The sequence below is a fragment of the Microbacterium sp. genome, from assembly GCF_047605725.1.
Classification (GTDB): Bacteria; Actinomycetota; Actinomycetes; order Actinomycetales; family Microbacteriaceae; genus Microbacterium.
Genome location: NZ_JASGFE010000012.1, coordinates 29680 through 46189 on the forward strand (window position 1 = coordinate 29680; position 16510 = coordinate 46189).

Below are 16510 nucleotides of genomic sequence, written 5' to 3' on the forward strand. Positions count from 1 at the left end.
CGCGGCGCGCGCCGTGGAGCCTTCTTCCGGATGCCGCGACCTAGACTTGTCGGGTCATGATCAGACCCGACTTGAGCCTGCCGATCCCTGAGCGCATCGAGGCCGCGCACTTCATCGGCATCGGCGGCTCCGGCATGTCGGGGCTGGCCGGGATGTTCCTCGATCGCGGCATCCGCGTGTCCGGCTCCGACCGCGCCGACAGCGCGGCCCTGCGCGCGCTCGCCGCGCGCGGGGCGAGCGTGCACGTCGGCCATGACGCCGCGAACCTCCCCGACGATGTAGACACCGTCGTGCACACCGGAGCGATCTGGCCGGAGAACCCGGAGCTCGTGCTCGCGAGGGAGCGGGGGCTCCACGTCATCCACCGCTCGCAGGCGCTGCACTGGCTCATCGGGGGCCGACGCCTCGTCTCGGTCGCCGGCGCCCACGGCAAGACGACCTCCACCGGCATGATCGTCACGGCGCTGCAGGCGCTGGGCGCCGATCCCACTTTCGTCAACGGGGGCGTCGTCGCCCAGCTCGGCGTCTCCAGCGGCACCGGCTCCGATGAGCTCGTCGTCATCGAGGCAGACGAGTCCGACGGCACGTTCCTCCTCTACGACACGTCCGTCGCGCTCATCACCAACGTCGACCCCGACCACCTCGAGTTCTGGGGGTCGCGCGAGGCGTTCGACGACGCGTTCGCGACCTTCGCGAACGAGGCGCGCGAGGCCGTGGTCATCTCGGCCGACGACGCCGGGGCGCGCCGGGTCGCGGGGTTGATCACCCACCCTCACGTCGTGACGTTCGGCGCGGCGGATGCCGCGGACGTGCGCCTGAGCGAGGTGCGCACCGACGGCCCGGTCTCCTTCGTCGTCACCCACCGCGGTCAGTCCGTCGCGGCGCAGCTGTCCGTGCCCGGCGCGCACAACGCGGTCAACGCCACCGGTGCCGTGGCCGTGCTTCTGACCCTGGGCTTCGCCCTGGAGCCGGCCGTGCGCGCCGTCGAGGGCTTCGGCGGCACCGTGCGGCGGTTCGAGCTGCACGGCGTCGAGCGCGGAGTGCGGGTCTACGACGACTATGCGCACCACCCCACCGAGGTCGAGGCGGCGCTGCGGGCGGCGCGCACCGTCGTGGGGGACGGGCGGATCATCGCGATCCAGCAGCCGCACACCTACTCGCGCACGCAGGAGATGTACCGCGAGTTCGCGGAGGTGCTGGAGACCTGCGCCGACCACACCGTGATGCTCGACGTGTACGGGGCGCGCGAGGATCCGGTGCCAGGGGTCACCGGTGAGCTCGTCAGCAGCGCGTTCGCCGACCCCGACCACGTGCACTACGTGCCGGACTGGCAGGAGGCGGCCGACTACACGGCATCCGTCGCGCGCGCGGGCGACATCGTCATCACGCTCGGCTGCGGCAACGTGCACCTCATCATCCCGCAGGTGCTGAACGCGCTCGCCGGGACGAGGGGCTAGCCGATGCGGCGGCCCAGCCCGCTGCCGTCGGAGCCCCCGGCGCGGCCGACGCCGGAGCCGCAGGCGCCGCCGCGGGCGCCCGACCCGGTGCCCGACGACCCCGACCACATCGAGACCGTGCCGCTGGGGCGCCCGTGGCATCTGCGGCGCACGGACACCGTCGAGGCCCGCTCCGGAACGCGTGCGGCGACCGCCGAGTCCGCCCCGGCCGCCGCGGTCGAGCCTGCACCTGATGCCGACACGGAGACGGTGGGCGTGCGCGCGGTGTGGGCCGCCGCGCGGGCCCGTCGCCGTGCGCTTCGGGCCGAGGTGCGCCGGTTCACCGCGCGCCAGCGCCGCCGTCGGCGCATCTGGCTGGGCGTCGCTGCGGCGCTCGTCCTGCTCGTGCTCGGTACCGTCGGCGCGGCCTACAGCCCGCTGTTCGCGGTCGAGAAGGTGCGGGTCGTGGGTGCAACGTCGCTGGATGCGGATGCCGTGGCATCCGCACTGTCGGGGCAGGTCGGCACCCCGCTGCCGCTCGTGGACGCCAGTGCCGTCAAGGCGAAGCTCGTGGCGTTCCCGCTCATCGAGTCGTACACGCTCGAGGCGCGCCCGCCGCACGAGCTGGTCGTGCGGATCGTGGAGCGCACGCCGATCGGGTCGATCGCGACGGATGCCGGCTACACCCTCGTCGACGCGGCGGGCGTCGCACTGTCCACGACGTCCGATCCGCCCGAGGGCCACCCGCTGCTGGAGCTGTCCGCCGGTGTCGGCTCGAAGACGTTCGAGGCCGTGGGCACGGTCTTCCGGGCGCTCCCCGAGGACATCCGCGCGCAGGTGACGACGATCACCGCGACGACGCCGAACGATGTCACCCTGACCCTGACGACGGGCACCGACGTCGTGTGGGGCGACGCGCAGGACTCGGCCATGAAGGCGGTGGTGCTGGCGACCGCCATGAAGGCGCGTCCGCCGGCGGAGGTCAGCGCGTACGACGTGTCGTCGCCGCACGCCGTCGTGGTGCGCTGACGCCCAGTTACACCGAAAGTCGTACAGTCCTAAGCGAGGCGGCGGAGGCCGCCCGGGTCCTGGAGTCGCTGGCGTCGTCGGACACGCTCGGGTCGCTGGTCGGTCAGGGATCGGTGCTACGGGACCGGTGGGAAACGTATCCGCTGGATCGTCAGCACGCGATCATCCGCGCGATTCTCCCTTCCGCGACGATCATGGCCGGGAGTCCCGGACGCGGGAACTTCGAGCCGGGGCGCATGCAACACCACTGGGCTGTCTGCCGCCGTGCATCACGGAGCTTGACAGAGCGAGGCCCCGGGAACCGATGCGGGTTCACGGGGCCTTACCCTATTGCGAACTAGTAGTGGATCTTGACGAGGTACACCTTTGCGTTTGGATGCACGTTCGGTGAGGCGATCCAGTCGTTGGACTCCAGGCTCCAGGACCAATAGCGGTTGAGTTGCGCGGGGGTCCGCTGGGTCACTGAGGGATAGCCTTGGTCGTTGAGCGAGGTGACGAGGGCAAGGTGGTCGATGTGGCCGTCGCCTTCCCAGTCGTAGGCGATGACGTCTCCCAGCGCGGCACCGCCTGCGGTGTTGTCGTTCCAGTCGACGGCGGTCTTCGTTCCGAGCCCGCTGTCCGCGGCGTACTGCACAAAGGTCTCTGCGACCGTCGCTGCCTTGCTGGGGACGGCCCGGCCGGTGATCCCGTTCCACAGGGAGTAGCCTCCCTGAAGGTTCCGATCCTTCGTCGCGTTGGTCCAGGACTTCGTCTGTGGGACTCCAGCCGCCCACAGTGCGCGGGAGACCAGGATGGTGCATTCGCTCATGAAGCTCAGCTGTGTCTCGTTGTGGTGGTTCGCTGCCCACTGAGCTGCCGCTGCTCCTCCTCCCGACTGGCCGTTGCCGGGTGCGGGCGATGCCGTGAGCGGCTGATCGAGCGCACTGCACCGCGGGATGCCCGTCGTCCAGCCGTTGGATCGCGTGTTCACGAACACGTTGGGATAATAGCTCCCATCCGCGGTGCGCTCCCAGATGTTGTTCGTGGCCACGTCGCTGGTCACCGTCTCCCCAGTCGTTTCACAGGCCACGGTGATCCAGGTGCCGTCGGAAACGGCGCGACCGGAGCGTGCACTCGTGCTCATCGTCGGCGACGAGTGCGGATAGATCCCGATCTTCGTCCAGGCAATCTGGAACTGGTTGTCGGCAGCCTGTACCGATACAGAGGAGGCGAGCACAAGGGCCACGCCGAGAAGCACGGGAACGATTCCGCGCAACGATTTCAACTTCATGATCTCTCGTCCTTCTTCGAGAAGAGATCAGAAGACCCGGGCATCGCTCCTGCGTCAAGGTCGATACAAGAGTTCCACCGATTCCCGGGTCTTTGATCTGAATGTACTGATCCGGTTGCCAGGCGAGCCTCCAAGCTCGAGTTCCCAGCGAATCAGTAGGGGCACTTACCCCATGAGAACATCATGCAGGGGGTGGCGATGGGTGTCAACAGGCTCTCGTCCGACACCCGGCAACTGCCTCGATGCCCCGCCGGTTCTGATCCGCTGGTTCGCGAATGACCGAGTATGCGGCGAGCTACCCAGGTACTTGACCGGCTGATCTGAAAGTCGTAGCCTGACGTTGTCGATACCTGGGCCCAGATTCAACTCTCCGTGCCTGAGTCGATAGATCTGAATGATCAGCCGTTCGTAGCTCCAACTACCACGGCGACGCCGAAGGGTCGCGATCACATCGCGGCCCTTCGTGTTTTCCGACCGCCTAGCGACTTGCGAGGTCGCAGGCTGAGGTGGGCCCGCCCTTCGCGGCGTTGACTGGGACCATGCCCGCCGAGGCTCCGCCCGTAGCGCGGGCTGTCAGGAAAACGGTGGATCTGGGCTCAGCCTGGGGCCCTCGCGGCGAGCCGACGGGCCAAGTCGGGATCGACGGGATCTGGTCGGCAAGGGCGGGTTCGTCGTCGATGCCGGCGACGGTGGCGACGGAATCGTAACGCGGACGTGTCCGCGGATCGCGCCGAGCGAGGCGAGAGCCGAAGAAAAGATGCGCCCGCGGTGGATTCAGGCGCGTCGCGACTGGTGTATCGCCGAGTTGACATAGGCAGCGGAGATGGCCGCGCCGATGGCGACGCCGAGCCAGACGACCGGTGGTGCGTGCCCGGCGAGCAGTTCGATCGCGGTGCCTGCCGCATGAAGCAGAAAGAGTGCGGCGAGCACATACGCACTCTTTGGGCTCGCGGTCATCCGCCACCACTCGCGAGCGACGTCAGACTCGCCGGAGCCTCGGAACGCTCGGGCAGTGAAGACGACCAGCACCACGCCAAGGACGGTGGCGACGGGGTATCCCATGTCGAAGCGGATCCCGGCCACGGCGACGCCGGCCATCACGATGATGATGACGCCGAGGAGCACAGTCGCGATCTTCGCCCCCGGTGCTCTGATGCCATGCGAGTAGCTCATGCTGCGCCTCCGTCAGGGTACGACCGCGTACACATGATATTCGCAGAGGCGCAGGCGCACAGATCTCATCGAGACGGATGCCGCGACACGCCCACGACGCTGCGGGCTGAGCGGCGGCATCCCCGTAGTTTTCATGTCAGGAAATGCATACTCGGCAATTCTTTAAACTTCTACATGAGGTTAAAGGTTGAGACAACAACAACGGTTCGGGACGAAGACGGAGGCCGGCATGAGCCAGAACCAGAACTACCTCGCGGTGATCAAGGTCGTGGGCGTGGGTGGTGGCGGCGTGAACGCCGTCAATCGAATGATCGAGCTCGGGCTGCGCGGCGTCGAGTTCATCGCGATCAACACCGACGCGCAGGCGCTGCTGATGAGCGACGCGGACGTCAAGCTCGACGTCGGGCGCGAGCTCACGCGCGGACTCGGCGCGGGTGCGGACCCCGAGGTGGGCCGTCGCGCCGCCGAGGACCACGCGGAGGAGATCGAGGAGGCGCTCGCGGGCGCCGACATGGTCTTCGTCACCGCGGGCGAGGGCGGCGGCACCGGCACCGGCGGCGCGCCCGTCGTGGCCCGCATCGCGAAGTCGATCGGAGCGCTCACGATCGGTGTCGTGACCAAGCCCTTCTCGTTCGAGGGCCGCCGTCGGCAGAGCCAGGCCGAGGCGGGCGTGGCGAAGCTGAAGGAAGAGGTCGACACTCTCATCGTGGTGCCCAACGACCGCCTCCTGGAGATCAGCGATCGCGGCATCTCGATGGTCGAGGCCTTCGCCACCGCCGACCAGGTGCTCCTGGCCGGTGTCCAGGGCATCACCGACCTCATCACGACGCCGGGGCTCATCAACCTCGACTTCGCCGATGTCAAGTCGGTCATGCAGGGGGCGGGCTCCGCGCTCATGGGCATCGGCTCCTCGCGCGGCGCCGATCGCGCGATCAAGGCTGCCGAGCTGGCCGTCGAGTCGCCACTGCTGGAGGCCTCGATCGAGGGTGCGCACGGCGTGCTGCTGTCGATCCAGGGCGGCTCCAACCTCGGCATCTTCGAGATCAACGACGCCGCGCAGCTGGTCAAGGAGGCCGCGCACCCGGAGGCGAACATCATCTTCGGAACGGTCATCGACGACACCCTCGGCGACGAGGTGCGCGTCACGGTCATCGCAGCCGGGTTCGACGGAGGGGAGCCGCAGCTGCGGGTCGAGCCGGTCACGGCCTCGCGCCCGGCCGCGACCCCCGCCCTTCCGCCGGTACCCGCGTCGCTGCCGGAGATCGTCCGCCAGCCCGAGCCCGTGCGCGAGAAGGTGTCGGTGGCCTCGGCGACCGACTCCTTCGACTCGGCCTTCGGTGACGACGACCTCGACATCCCGGATTTCCTCAAGTAGGACCGTGGATCTCGCGGGACGGCTCGCCGACGTCGACGCCCGCATCGCCTCGGCGATGCGGGCGTCGGGTCGAGCCCCCGGCGAGGTCACCCGCATCGTCGTGACCAAGTTCCAGCCCGCTGAGCTCGTGGCGCAGCTGTACGAGCTGGGCGTGCGCGACGTGGGCGAGAACCGCCAGCAGGAGCTGACCGCGAAGGCGGCGCCGCTGGCCGGTCTCGACGACCTGCGCTGGCACTTCATCGGCCAGGGGCAGACCAACAAGGCTCGCGCGATCCGGGCCGCGGCATCCGTGGTCCACTCGGTCGACCGCGAGCGCCTCGCCGACGCGCTGCATGCGGCCGACTCGGACGGGCCGGCGCTGGACGTCCTGCTGCAGGTCAACCTCACCGACGACCCCCGGCGCGGCGGGGTCGCGCCCGGGGGCGCGGCACGGCTCGCCGAGCACGTCGTCTCCTCCTGCCCCTCCCTGCGCCTGCGCGGGGTCATGGCCGTCGCTCCGCTCGACGAGCAGCCGGCGGCGGCCTTCGCGCGGCTGGCCGACACCGCGGCCGTCGTGCGCGGCGTGGTGCCGGATGCCACGTGGATCTCGGCCGGGATGACCGCAGACTTCGTCGAGGCCATCGCCGCCGGCGCGACACACCTACGGATCGGCACCGCAATCACCGGTCCGCGACCACCCCACGATTAACCTCAGAACAGACAATCAACACGGAGGACCCGATGTCGAACCCGCTCAAGAAGACCATGGTGTACCTGGGCCTCGCCGACGAGGAAGAGCCCTATGAGGACCAGCCCACGGACACCGGCCGTCGCGAGCACGCCGTGGAGAAGGCGGCTCCCGTGACGCCGCTGCACCGCCCGGCGGTCGTGCGCCAGCCCGCCGTCGGCGCCGTCAACGAGATCCTCACCGTCCACCCGAAGCAGTACCGCGACGCCCAGGTGATCGCCGAGAACTTCCGCGAAGGCATCCCGGTCATCATCAACCTCTCGCAGATGAGCGACGCCGACGCGCGCCGCCTGATCGACTTCGCCAGCGGCCTCTCGCTCGGCCTCTACGGGCGGATCGAGCGGGTCACGAGCAAGGTCTTCCTGCTCTCGCCGGAGAACGTCGCGGTGTCGGGCGACGGAGCCGTCGCGCAGGCCGACCCCGAGGCAGCGTCCCCCCAGTAGTCGTGGAGGTTCTGCGGTTCGTCGCCTCGATCGCGAACGCCCTGCTGCTGCTCTACGTGCTGCTGCTGCTCGCGCGGCTGATCATGGAGTACATCCCGCTGTTCAACCGGCAGTGGCGCCCGCGCGGAGCGGGGCTCGTCTTCGCGGAGATCGTCTTCACGGTCACCGACCCTCCCATCAAGCTGTTCCGGCGCCTCATCCCGCCGCTGCGCCTCGGTGCGATCGGCATCGACTTCGGTTTCCCGCTGACGATGCTCTTGTGCTTCGTGCTGCTGTCGGTGACCCGCACACTCGCTCAGGCCTGATCGGTGCGGCACAGTGCCGCGCACTATGCTGTCTGGGTGCGTCCCGGATCGACCCGGTAGACCCGGGACCCACCTGTGATCTGAACCCCGAAACGAGGACACGAAATGGCCTTGACACCCGATGACGTCGTCAACAAGCAGTTCCAGCAGGTTCGCTTCAACAAGGGGGGCTTCGATCCCGACGAGGTGGACGACTTCCTCGACGAGGTCGTGCTCGAGTGGCGCAAGACGATCACGGAGAACGCGCAGCTGAAGGCAGCGCTCGCCGAGGCGGAGTCCGCGCCGGCCGCCGAGCAGTCCGAGACCCCCGCGGGAGACGGCGCGGCACCCGCGGCCGGCATCATCGAGCTGGCCCAGCGCCTGCACGACGAGCACGTCGCGGAGGGCGTCGCCCAGCGCGACCGGCTCAAGGCGGAGGCCGACGCGCTGCTGGCCGACGCGCGAGAGCAGGCGAGCTCGATCGTCGCCGAGGCGGAGGAGCGCGGCCGCGCCGAGCTCTCGCGGCTCGAGGGCGACCGCAGCAGCCTGCAGACCCAGATCGACGAGCTGCGGCAGTTCGAGAGCGACTACCGCTCGCAGCTGCGCAGCTTCATCGAGAGCAAGCTCGAAGACCTCGACGCGAGCGGCGAAGACGACGACGCGGACGACGATGCCTCCGACGATTCATCGGCGGACGACGCGTCGTCGCACGACGACTAGGCCCGGTCTTTGGCCGATCGCACGCCCCTGCCTGCGCCGGCGGCCGGCGCCATCGTCGCGATGCTCGCGGCGCTGGTGCTGGCCGCCGACCAGTTCACCAAGCACCTCGCCCTGGAAGGACTGCCCTACCAGGAGACGGTGCCGGTGCTCGGCGACGTGCTCGTGCTCTACCTCACCCGCAACTCCGGAGCGGCCTTCTCGCTCGGTGAGGGGGTGACCTGGATCTTCACGATCGTGCTCAGCGTGGTCGCCGTCACGATCGGATATCTCACCGCCCGCCGCGTGCGCTCGCGCTGGTGGGCGGTCGTCCTGGGGCTGCTGCTGGGCGGCGTGCTCGGAAACCTCGCCGATCGGCTGTTCCGCGAGCCGGGCTTCGCGGTCGGGCATGTCGTGGACTTCATCCACACGCCCTGGATGATGCCCGCCATCTACAACGTCGCCGACATCTTCATCGTGACGATGATGATCTCCGTCGCGCTGCTCGTCATGAGCGGACTGCAGCTCGACGGCACGCGCGAGCGTCGGACGGCGAAGGCCGAGGCCTGACGTGCCGGTCCGGAGCCTGCCGGTCCCCGACGGTCTCGACGGCGTCCGGGTGGATGCCGCGCTCGCCAAGCTCCTGGGACTGTCGCGCACTCTCGCGGCCGAGGCGGCCGCCGCGGGCGGCGTGCAGCAGGACGGCAGGACGCTCGGCAAGTCCGACCGGCTCCGCGCCGGGGCGTGGCTGGAGGTCTCGTGGCACGACCGCGAGGAGCCGCGGGTCGTGCCGATCGCCGTCCCCGACCTCGGGATCGTGCACGACGACGACGAGCTGGTCGTCGTCGACAAGCCGGCCGGCGTCGCCGCGCACCCGTCCCTCGGCTGGGAGGGACCCACGGTCGTGGGGGCCCTCGCCGCGGGCGGCTACCGCATCGCCACGAGCGGCGCGCCCGAGCGGCAGGGCATCGTCCACCGGCTCGACGTCGGCACCAGCGGGCTCATGGTCGTGGCCAAGACCGAGACCGCCTACGCGGCGCTCAAGCGCGCGTTCAAAGAGCGCGAGGTCGACAAGGTCTACCACGCGGTCGTGCAGGGGCACCCCGATCCGCTCACGGGGACGATCGACGCGCCGATCGGACGGCATCCCTCCCACTCGTGGAAGTTCGCCGTCACCCCCGACGGCAAGGACGCGATCACCCACTACGAGACGCTGGAGGCGTTCCGCGGCGCCTCGCTGCTGGAGGTGCACCTGGAGACCGGGCGCACCCACCAGATCCGCGTGCACCTGGCTGCGCATCGGCATCCGTGCGTCGGCGACCCGCTCTACGGGGCGGATCCCACGCTGTCGGCCCGGCTCGGGCTGACCCGCCAGTGGTTGCACGCGCGCGAGCTGTCGTTCACGCATCCCGCGACGGGGGAGTGGGCGAGCTTCGCGTCGGAGTACCCGGCCGATCTCGCCCACGCCCTGGAGCTGCTGCGCGGCGAATGAGGCCATCGCGCTCGAGAACGCGGGTCAGTCGTCGCCGGCGAGCGCCTCGGCCGCCGCGCCGGGCACCACGACGACGGGCACCGGGGCGTTGCGCAGGATCTTCGATGACCGCGAGCCGAGGAACACCCGCGCGACCGGGCCGCCGCGACTCGAGCCGATGACGAGCACGTCGCCTTCGGCCCACCCCGCGTCGTCGATGGCCTCCGGCCACGAATAGCCCTGTCCGAGGACGGCATCGATGCGGCTCGGCACCTCCGGCAGGTGCCGCACCTCATCGAGCTCGGTCTGGATCGCGTCCGTGGTGCGCCGTACCCACTGCTCCACGACGAGGTCGTCCTTGCCTGCGACCACGGCGTCGGCGAACAGCGTGGTCGGTCGCACGGCGAAGGCGGCCAATCGCAGCGCCGCCCCGACGCGCCCTGCGACACGGGCCGCCGCGCGCACGAGCTGGTCGCCGCCGGTCGTGCCGCCGTAGGCGACCGTCACGCGGCGGACGGTCGCATGGGCACCGGCCCGGAAGCCGCGCGGGGCCATGGCGACGGGACGCTCCGAGCCGTGCGCGATGCGCTCCGCGGTCGCGCCGAGCGACAGCCGGCCGTGCGCGGCCGAACTCGATGACCCGACCACGATCATGTCGGCGTCGTACTCGTCGGCGGCATCCATGAGCCCTTTGGGAACCGACCTGGCGTGGCGGGCGATGAACGTCGCCCGCACGTCCTCCGGGAGTCGCGCCCTCGCCTGATCGAGGTGCTGTTGCGCGACCCGCTCCAGGTAGGCGAGGAACTCGGTGTCGAGGTTGGTCGGATCGACCGGCCACGCATCGGACACGACGGCGCACACCACGAGATCGGTGTCGGCCGAGCGGGCCAGCAGCGCGGCGAGACTGAGCGCGGCGATGCCGCTCTCGTCGGCGCGGCATCCTACGAGGATCGTCACAGCAGGTTCCCGTCGATCAGCCGGCGGTGACCGGTTCGCCGGCGATGACGTGCGTCAGCGGGATGTCGTAGGTCGAGCGCGCCCGCTGCACGACGTCATAGCGCAGCCAGTCCGACTCGTTCTCCGGCTTCGTGGAGATCACGAGCTGGTCGGGGTGGAACGACTCGACCGCGTCGGCGAGCGCGCGCAACGGCCGGTAGTCGCCCAGGGCGCCCTCGACCTTGAGGTTCTCGGAGCGGAGAGTTCCCATCATCGTGTCCAGGCGCTCCTGGGCGGCTTTGACCGTCGCCTCCCAGATGTAGACAGCGCCCTTCTTCTCGGCCTGGCCGGTGTCGACCGGGTTGGCGGGCACGCAGATGAAGTACTCGGCCTTGCCGGCGCGGTCGATGCGTCGAAGCTCCTCGATGAGCTCGTCGGCGGCGACGGTCTCGTTCGCCATGACGAGCACGCGGCTCGCCTTCTCGTTGACCTCCGGCTGCAGGGCCTCGGGCTCGATGGAGCCGCCGCGCGCCTTCGTCACGAAGAAGGCCACGATCACGATCGCCCACGAGCCCAGGCTCAGCAGCAGCTGGATGAGCGTGTCGGGGTTGAGCGCCATCTGGACCAGCACGGCGAGGATGCCGACGGTCGCGAGGATCGACAGGAACGGGAAGCCCCACATCTTGATCTTGAACTTCGACGGGTCGGTGCGCCGGCGCAGCACGATCTGCGAGACGCCGATGAGCAGGTACACGAACAGGATGATGGCGCCCGACGAGTTCAGGAGGAAGCTGAACACCGTGTCGGGGGAGATCGCCGCCGCGATGACGCACAGGAAGCCGATGATCGACGAGACCAGGATCGCGCGGCGGGGAACCCCGCCCTTGCTCACCGTGATCAGCGAGACCGGCGCCTCGCGCCGGGCGGCGAGCACGAACAGCATGCGCGAGGCCGTGTACAACCCGGAATTGAGGCAGGACAGCACGGCGGTGAGCACCACGAGATTCATGATGTCGGCCGCGAACGGGATGTTCATCCGCTCCATCGCCGCCACGAAGGGCGAGAAGCCGCCCTTGTTCTCGTCCCACGGGACGATGAGGGCCAGCAGCAGCGCCGAGCCGACGTAGAAGATCGCGATGCGCGTGATCACCGAGTTGGTCGCCTTGCTGATCGCCTTGGCCGGGTCGGGCGACTCGGCGGCGGCGATCGTGGCGATCTCGGCGCCGACCATCGAGAACACCACCACGACGACGCCGCTGAAGATCGCGCCGGCCCCGTTCGGGAAGAAGCCGCCGTGGGAGGTGAGGTTGGAGAAGTCCAGCTGCGCGCCGGGCCACAGGCCGACCACGAACAGGGTGCCCAGCGCCAGGAAGACGACGATCGTGGCGACCTTGATGCCGGCGAACCAGAACTCGAACTCGCCGAACGAGGCCACCGAGAACAGGTTGGTCGCCGTCATCATCGCCATGAGGATCAGTGAGAACACCCACAGCGGCACGTCGGGGAACCAGTGCCGCAGGATCTCGCCGCCGGCGACGGCCTCGAAGCCGACCACGATGACCCAGAAGTACCAGTAGAGCCAGGCGACGGAGAAGCCCGCCCAACCGCCGATCGCCTTGCGGGAGTAGTCGGCGAACGAACCCGTCGACGGGTTGGCGGTGGCCATCTCGCCGAGCATACGCATGATCAGGATGACGAGCACGCCGGTCACGCCGTAGGTGATGAAGGCGCCCGGACCGGTGTCGAGGAAGACGTTGCTGGACCCGACGAACAGGCCGGCGCCGATGACGCCGCCGATCGCGATCATGGAGAGCTGTCGTTGACTGAGACCTTTGTGAAGCTCGGGTGATCCTGCCATGGCATCCCTTTCGACGGAAGTGCGGCCAAGGCCGCAGTGGCCCCAGACTGGCGCATACGCGGGTGTGGTCGCAAGCAAGACGCGCGCACTCGTCGCATGAGCGTTACACGTCCGTTACCTGCGCGGAAGGAACTCTCCTCATGTCGGGCCGGCAGCGAAACCTCACCTTCCACCTGAAGGTGAGGTGATCTCGGTACACGGCTGCGCGAAGGGCCGCCGCGGCGGATCGCGGTGTCGATGCCGCTTCGTAGACTCGACCCGTGGCATCCGACTCCTTCGTTCACCTGCACGTGCACAGCGAGTACTCGATGCTCGACGGGGCGGCGCGCATCGGGCCGATGGTCCAGGAGGCGGTGCGCCTGGGCATGCCCGCGATCGCGGTGACCGATCACGGCAACACGTTCGCCGCGTACGAGTTCTACAAGACCGCGAAGGATGCCGGGATCACGCCGATCATCGGCATCGAGGCATACGTCACCCCGGGCACGCACCGCTCCGACAAGGCGCGCGTGCGCTGGGGCACCCCGGAGCAGAGCGACGACGACGTCTCGGGCTCGGGCGCCTACACGCACATGACGCTGCTGAGCGAGTCGACGGCCGGAATGCACAACCTCTTCCGGCTGAGCTCGCTGGCGAGCATGGAGGGCTACTACTTCAAGCCACGCATGGACCGCGAGCTGCTGCAGCGCTACGCGAACGGCCTCATCGCCACGACCGGCTGCCCGTCCGGGGAGGTTCAGACCCGGCTGCGCCTGGGCCAGTACGACGCGGCGCGCGCGGCGGCCGCCGAGTTCCAGGACATCTTCGGCAAGGACAACTACTTCGCCGAGATCATGGACCACGGGCTCGGCATCGAGCGCCGGGTCATGGCGGACCTCCTGGCCATCGCCCGGGACCTCGACATCCCCCTGGTCGCCACCAACGACTCGCACTACACGCACCAGCACGATGCGGCCAGCCACGCGGCCCTGCTGTGCGTGCAGTCCGGCTCGACGCTCGACGACCCGAAGCGGTTCAAGTTCGACGGCGACGGCTACTACATCAAGTCTCCCGCCGAGATGCGGCAGATCTTCCGCGACCACCCCGAGGCGTGCGACACCACGCTGCTGATCGCCGAGCGCTGCCGGGTCGAGTTCGACACGAGCGCCAACTACATGCCGCGCTACCCCGTGCCCGCCGGCGAGACCGAGCAGTCCTGGTTCGTCAAAGAGGTCGAGCGCGGGCTCCACGAGCGCTACCCGCACGGCATCCCCGACGCGGTACGCGCGCAGGCCGAGTACGAGACCGGCGTCATCGTGCAGATGGGCTTCCCGGGCTACTTCCTGGTCGTCGCCGACTTCATCAACTGGGCCAAGGACCACGGCATCCGGGTGGGACCCGGACGCGGGTCGGGAGCCGGATCCATGGCCGCCTACGCGATGAGGATCACCGACCTCGACCCCCTTCAGCACGGTCTCATCTTCGAGCGCTTCCTCAACCCCGACCGGGTGTCCATGCCCGACTTCGACGTCGACTTCGACGACCGGCGCCGGGGCGAGGTCATTCAGTACGTCACCGAGAAGTACGGCGACGAGCGCGTCGCCCAGATCGTCACGTACGGCACGATCAAGGCGAAGCAGGCGCTCAAGGACGCCGGGCGCGTGCTCGGCTTCCCGTTCAGCATGGGGGAGAGGCTCACCAAGGCCATGCCGCCCGCGGTGATGGGCAAGGACATGCCGCTGACCGGCATGTTCGACCCGGAGCACTCGCGGTACAAGGAGGCGAGCGAGTTCCGCACGCTCATCGAGACGGATGCCGAGGCCAAGACCGTCTTCGACACCGCGGTGGGGTTGGAGAACCTGAAGCGCCAGTGGGGCGTGCACGCCGCCGGCGTCATCATGTCGTCGGAGCCGCTGATCGACATCATCCCGATCATGCGCCGCGAGCAGGACGGTCAGATCGTCACGCAGTTCGACTATCCGGCGTGCGAGGCGCTCGGGCTCATCAAGATGGACTTCCTGGGGCTGCGCAACCTCACGATCATCGACGACGCGCTCGACAATATCGAGGCCAACCGCGGCGAGAAGCTCGTGCTGGAGGAGCTGAGCCTCGACGACCCGGCCTCGTACGAGCTGCTCGCCCGCGGCGACACGCTCGGGGTGTTCCAGCTCGACGGCGGCCCGATGCGGTCGCTGCTGCGCCTGATGCGCCCGGACGGCTTCGAGGACATCTCGGCCGTGCTGGCGCTGTACCGCCCGGGACCCATGGGCGTCGACTCGCACACGAACTATGCGCTCCGCAAGAACGGCCAGCAGGCGATCACCCCGATCCACCCCGAGCTGGAAGAGCCCCTTCGCGACATCCTCGGCGGCACGTACGGTCTCATCGTCTACCAGGAGCAGGTGATGGAGGCCGCCCAGAAGCTCGCGGGCTTCTCGCTCGGTCAGGCCGACATCCTGCGGCGCGCGATGGGCAAGAAGAAGAAGTCCGAGCTCGACAAGCAGCAGGCCGACTTCTTCGCGGGGATGACGGCGAACGGATACTCCACCGACGCGCAGAACGCCCTGTGGAAGGTGCTCGAGTCGTTCGCCGACTACGCGTTCAACAAGGCACACACTGCGGCGTACGGGCTCATCTCCTACTGGACCGCGTACCTGAAGGCGCACTACCCGGCCGAGTACATGGCGGCGCTGCTGACGAGCGTCGGCGACGCGAAGGACAAGCTCGCGGTCTACCTCAACGAGTGCCGGCGCATGGGCATCAAGGTGCTGCCGCCGGACGTGGGGGAGTCGATCCGGTTCTTCGCGGCCGTGGGCGAGGACATCCGCTTCGGGCTCGGCGCGGTCCGCAACGTCGGCGCGAACGTCGTCGACGCGATCGTCGCGGCGCGCGAGCCGGAGCCGTTCACGTCGTTCCACGACTTCCTCGCGAAGGTTCCGGTGCACGTGGCGAACAAGCGCACCATCGAGTCGCTCATCAAGGCCGGCGCGTTCGACTCCCTCGGCTCGACGCGCCGCGCGCTCATGGAGATCCACGAGGACGCCGCCGAGCAGGCCGTGCTCGACAAGCGCCGCGAGGCCAACGGCGAGGTCGGCTTCGACTTCGACAGCCTGTGGGACGAGCCGCAGCAGATCGTGAAGGTGCCCGAGCGCCCGGAGTTCTCGAAGAAGGACAAGCTGGCCTTCGAGCGCGAGATGCTCGGTCTCTACGTGTCCGATCACCCTCTCGCGGGGCTGGAGATCGCGCTCGCGAAGCACGCCTCCACCTCGATCCACGACCTGCTGGCATCCGACGACGTCCAGGACGGCGACCAGGTGACCGTCGCCGGGCTCGTCACGAGCGTGCAGCACCGGGTGGCCAAGGCCAGCGGCAACCCGTACGGCTCGATCACCGTGGAGGACTTCGACGGCGAGGTCACCGTCATGTTCCTCGGCAAGAGCTACACCGAGTTCCAGTCGCTGCTCCAGCCGGACGCGATCCTTGTGATCCGCGGCCGGGTGTCGCGGCGCGACGACGGGCTGAACCTGCACGCGAACACCGTCTTCGTCCCCGACCTCGGGGCCGTGGACGCGTCGGGACCCCTCGTGCTCGTCGTGCCCGACCATCGCGCCACCGAGTCGACGATCGGCGAGCTCGCCCGGGTCCTGAACCGTCATCGGGGCGACACCGAGGTCACGCTGAAGCTGCACAAGGGCTCGTCGGCCAAGGTGTTCGAGGTGCCGCTGCCGGTGAGCGTGACCGCCGACCTCTACGGCGAGCTCAAGGGGCTGCTGGGGCCCCAGTGCCTCGGCTAGACGGGTTAGGATCGCAGTCGGCTTCGCGGCCGGAGGAAA

The 16510-nt window shown here is 69.0% G+C and carries 14 protein-coding genes; 10 read left to right on the plus strand and 4 right to left on the minus strand.

Annotation, left to right across the window (positions count from 1 at the left end):
- Window positions 1–56 precede the first annotated feature (56 nt).
- Window positions 57–1457, plus strand: a complete 1401-nt coding sequence (gene murC, locus QM641_RS04235; protein ID WP_415113777.1) for a UDP-N-acetylmuramate--L-alanine ligase — start codon at window positions 57–59, stop codon at window positions 1455–1457.
- Between the two features lie 3 nt (window positions 1458–1460).
- The gene (locus QM641_RS04240) at window positions 1461–2465 is read left to right on the plus strand and encodes an FtsQ-type POTRA domain-containing protein (RefSeq protein WP_415113779.1); all 1005 of its coding nucleotides are present in this window, start codon (window positions 1461–1463) and stop codon (window positions 2463–2465) included.
- A 337-nt stretch (window positions 2466–2802) separates the two neighbouring features.
- On the opposite strand, the gene QM641_RS04245 is transcribed toward QM641_RS04240, so the two are convergent.
- Both QM641_RS04245 and QM641_RS04250 read right to left on the minus strand, forming a co-directional pair.
- The gene (locus QM641_RS04245; protein ID WP_415113781.1) at window positions 2803–3735 is read right to left on the minus strand and encodes an amidase domain-containing protein; all 933 of its coding nucleotides are present in this window, start codon (window positions 3733–3735) and stop codon (window positions 2803–2805) included.
- Between the two features lie 774 nt (window positions 3736–4509).
- Window positions 4510–4860: a hypothetical protein gene (locus QM641_RS04250; protein ID WP_415113783.1), complete on the minus strand. Its 351-nt coding sequence runs from the start codon at window positions 4858–4860 to the stop codon at window positions 4510–4512.
- A gap of 277 nt (window positions 4861–5137) precedes the next feature.
- Between QM641_RS04250 and ftsZ the strand changes: the two genes are divergently transcribed.
- The 7 genes from ftsZ (at window position 5138) to QM641_RS04285 (ending at window position 9925) form a co-directional block, all read left to right on the plus strand.
- The gene (gene ftsZ, locus QM641_RS04255; RefSeq protein WP_415113785.1) at window positions 5138–6283 is read left to right on the plus strand and encodes a cell division protein FtsZ; all 1146 of its coding nucleotides are present in this window, start codon (window positions 5138–5140) and stop codon (window positions 6281–6283) included.
- Between the two features lie 4 nt (window positions 6284–6287).
- Complete coding sequence (locus QM641_RS04260; protein ID WP_415113787.1) at window positions 6288–6971, plus strand: YggS family pyridoxal phosphate-dependent enzyme; 684 nt, start codon at window positions 6288–6290, stop codon at window positions 6969–6971.
- A gap of 32 nt (window positions 6972–7003) precedes the next feature.
- Window positions 7004–7453, plus strand: a complete 450-nt coding sequence (locus tag QM641_RS04265; RefSeq protein WP_415113789.1) for a cell division protein SepF — start codon at window positions 7004–7006, stop codon at window positions 7451–7453.
- A 2-nt stretch (window positions 7454–7455) separates the two neighbouring features.
- Window positions 7456–7758 (plus strand): YggT family protein, encoded by a 303-nt coding sequence (locus tag QM641_RS04270; protein ID WP_415113791.1) that lies wholly within the window; start codon window positions 7456–7458, stop codon window positions 7756–7758.
- A gap of 105 nt (window positions 7759–7863) precedes the next feature.
- Window positions 7864–8457 (plus strand): DivIVA domain-containing protein, encoded by a 594-nt coding sequence (locus QM641_RS04275; RefSeq protein ID WP_415113793.1) that lies wholly within the window; start codon window positions 7864–7866, stop codon window positions 8455–8457.
- 60 nt (window positions 8458–8517) lie between these two features.
- Complete coding sequence (gene lspA, locus QM641_RS04280) at window positions 8518–9003, plus strand: signal peptidase II (protein ID WP_415113837.1); 486 nt, start codon at window positions 8518–8520, stop codon at window positions 9001–9003.
- Between the two features lies 1 nt (window position 9004).
- Entirely contained in the window at window positions 9005–9925 is a 921-nt protein-coding gene (locus tag QM641_RS04285) for an RluA family pseudouridine synthase (RefSeq protein ID WP_415113795.1), read from the plus strand.
- 24 nt (window positions 9926–9949) lie between these two features.
- On the opposite strand, the gene QM641_RS04290 is transcribed toward QM641_RS04285, so the two are convergent.
- Both QM641_RS04290 and QM641_RS04295 read right to left on the minus strand, forming a co-directional pair.
- Window positions 9950–10861 (minus strand): universal stress protein, encoded by a 912-nt coding sequence (locus tag QM641_RS04290; RefSeq protein ID WP_415113797.1) that lies wholly within the window; start codon window positions 10859–10861, stop codon window positions 9950–9952.
- 16 nt (window positions 10862–10877) lie between these two features.
- Window positions 10878–12698, minus strand: coding sequence for an amino acid permease (locus tag QM641_RS04295; RefSeq protein WP_415113799.1), 1821 nt, complete (start codon window positions 12696–12698; stop codon window positions 10878–10880).
- A 260-nt stretch (window positions 12699–12958) separates the two neighbouring features.
- Between QM641_RS04295 and dnaE the strand changes: the two genes are divergently transcribed.
- On the plus strand, window positions 12959–16471 hold the full coding sequence (dnaE, locus tag QM641_RS04300; protein WP_415113801.1) for a DNA polymerase III subunit alpha: 3513 nt from the start codon (window positions 12959–12961) through the stop codon (window positions 16469–16471).
- Window positions 16472–16510 lie beyond the last annotated feature (39 nt).

Bases quoted from the DNA above. Each gene is read 5' to 3' on its own strand.
- murC (WP_415113777.1), top strand. From the start codon at position 57: ATGATCAGACCCGACTTGAGCCTGCCGATCCCTGAGCGCATCGAGGCC.
- QM641_RS04240 (WP_415113779.1), top strand. From the start codon at position 1,461: ATGCGGCGGCCCAGCCCGCTGCCGTCGGAGCCCCCGGCGCGGCCGACG.
- QM641_RS04245 (WP_415113781.1), bottom strand. From the start codon at position 3,735: ATGAAGTTGAAATCGTTGCGCGGAATCGTTCCCGTGCTTCTCGGCGTG.
- ftsZ (WP_415113785.1), top strand. From the start codon at position 5,138: ATGAGCCAGAACCAGAACTACCTCGCGGTGATCAAGGTCGTGGGCGTG.
- QM641_RS04265 (WP_415113789.1), top strand. From the start codon at position 7,004: ATGTCGAACCCGCTCAAGAAGACCATGGTGTACCTGGGCCTCGCCGAC.
- QM641_RS04275 (WP_415113793.1), top strand. From the start codon at position 7,864: ATGGCCTTGACACCCGATGACGTCGTCAACAAGCAGTTCCAGCAGGTT.
- lspA (WP_415113837.1), top strand. From the start codon at position 8,518: ATGCTCGCGGCGCTGGTGCTGGCCGCCGACCAGTTCACCAAGCACCTC.
- QM641_RS04295 (WP_415113799.1), bottom strand. From the start codon at position 12,698: ATGGCAGGATCACCCGAGCTTCACAAAGGTCTCAGTCAACGACAGCTC.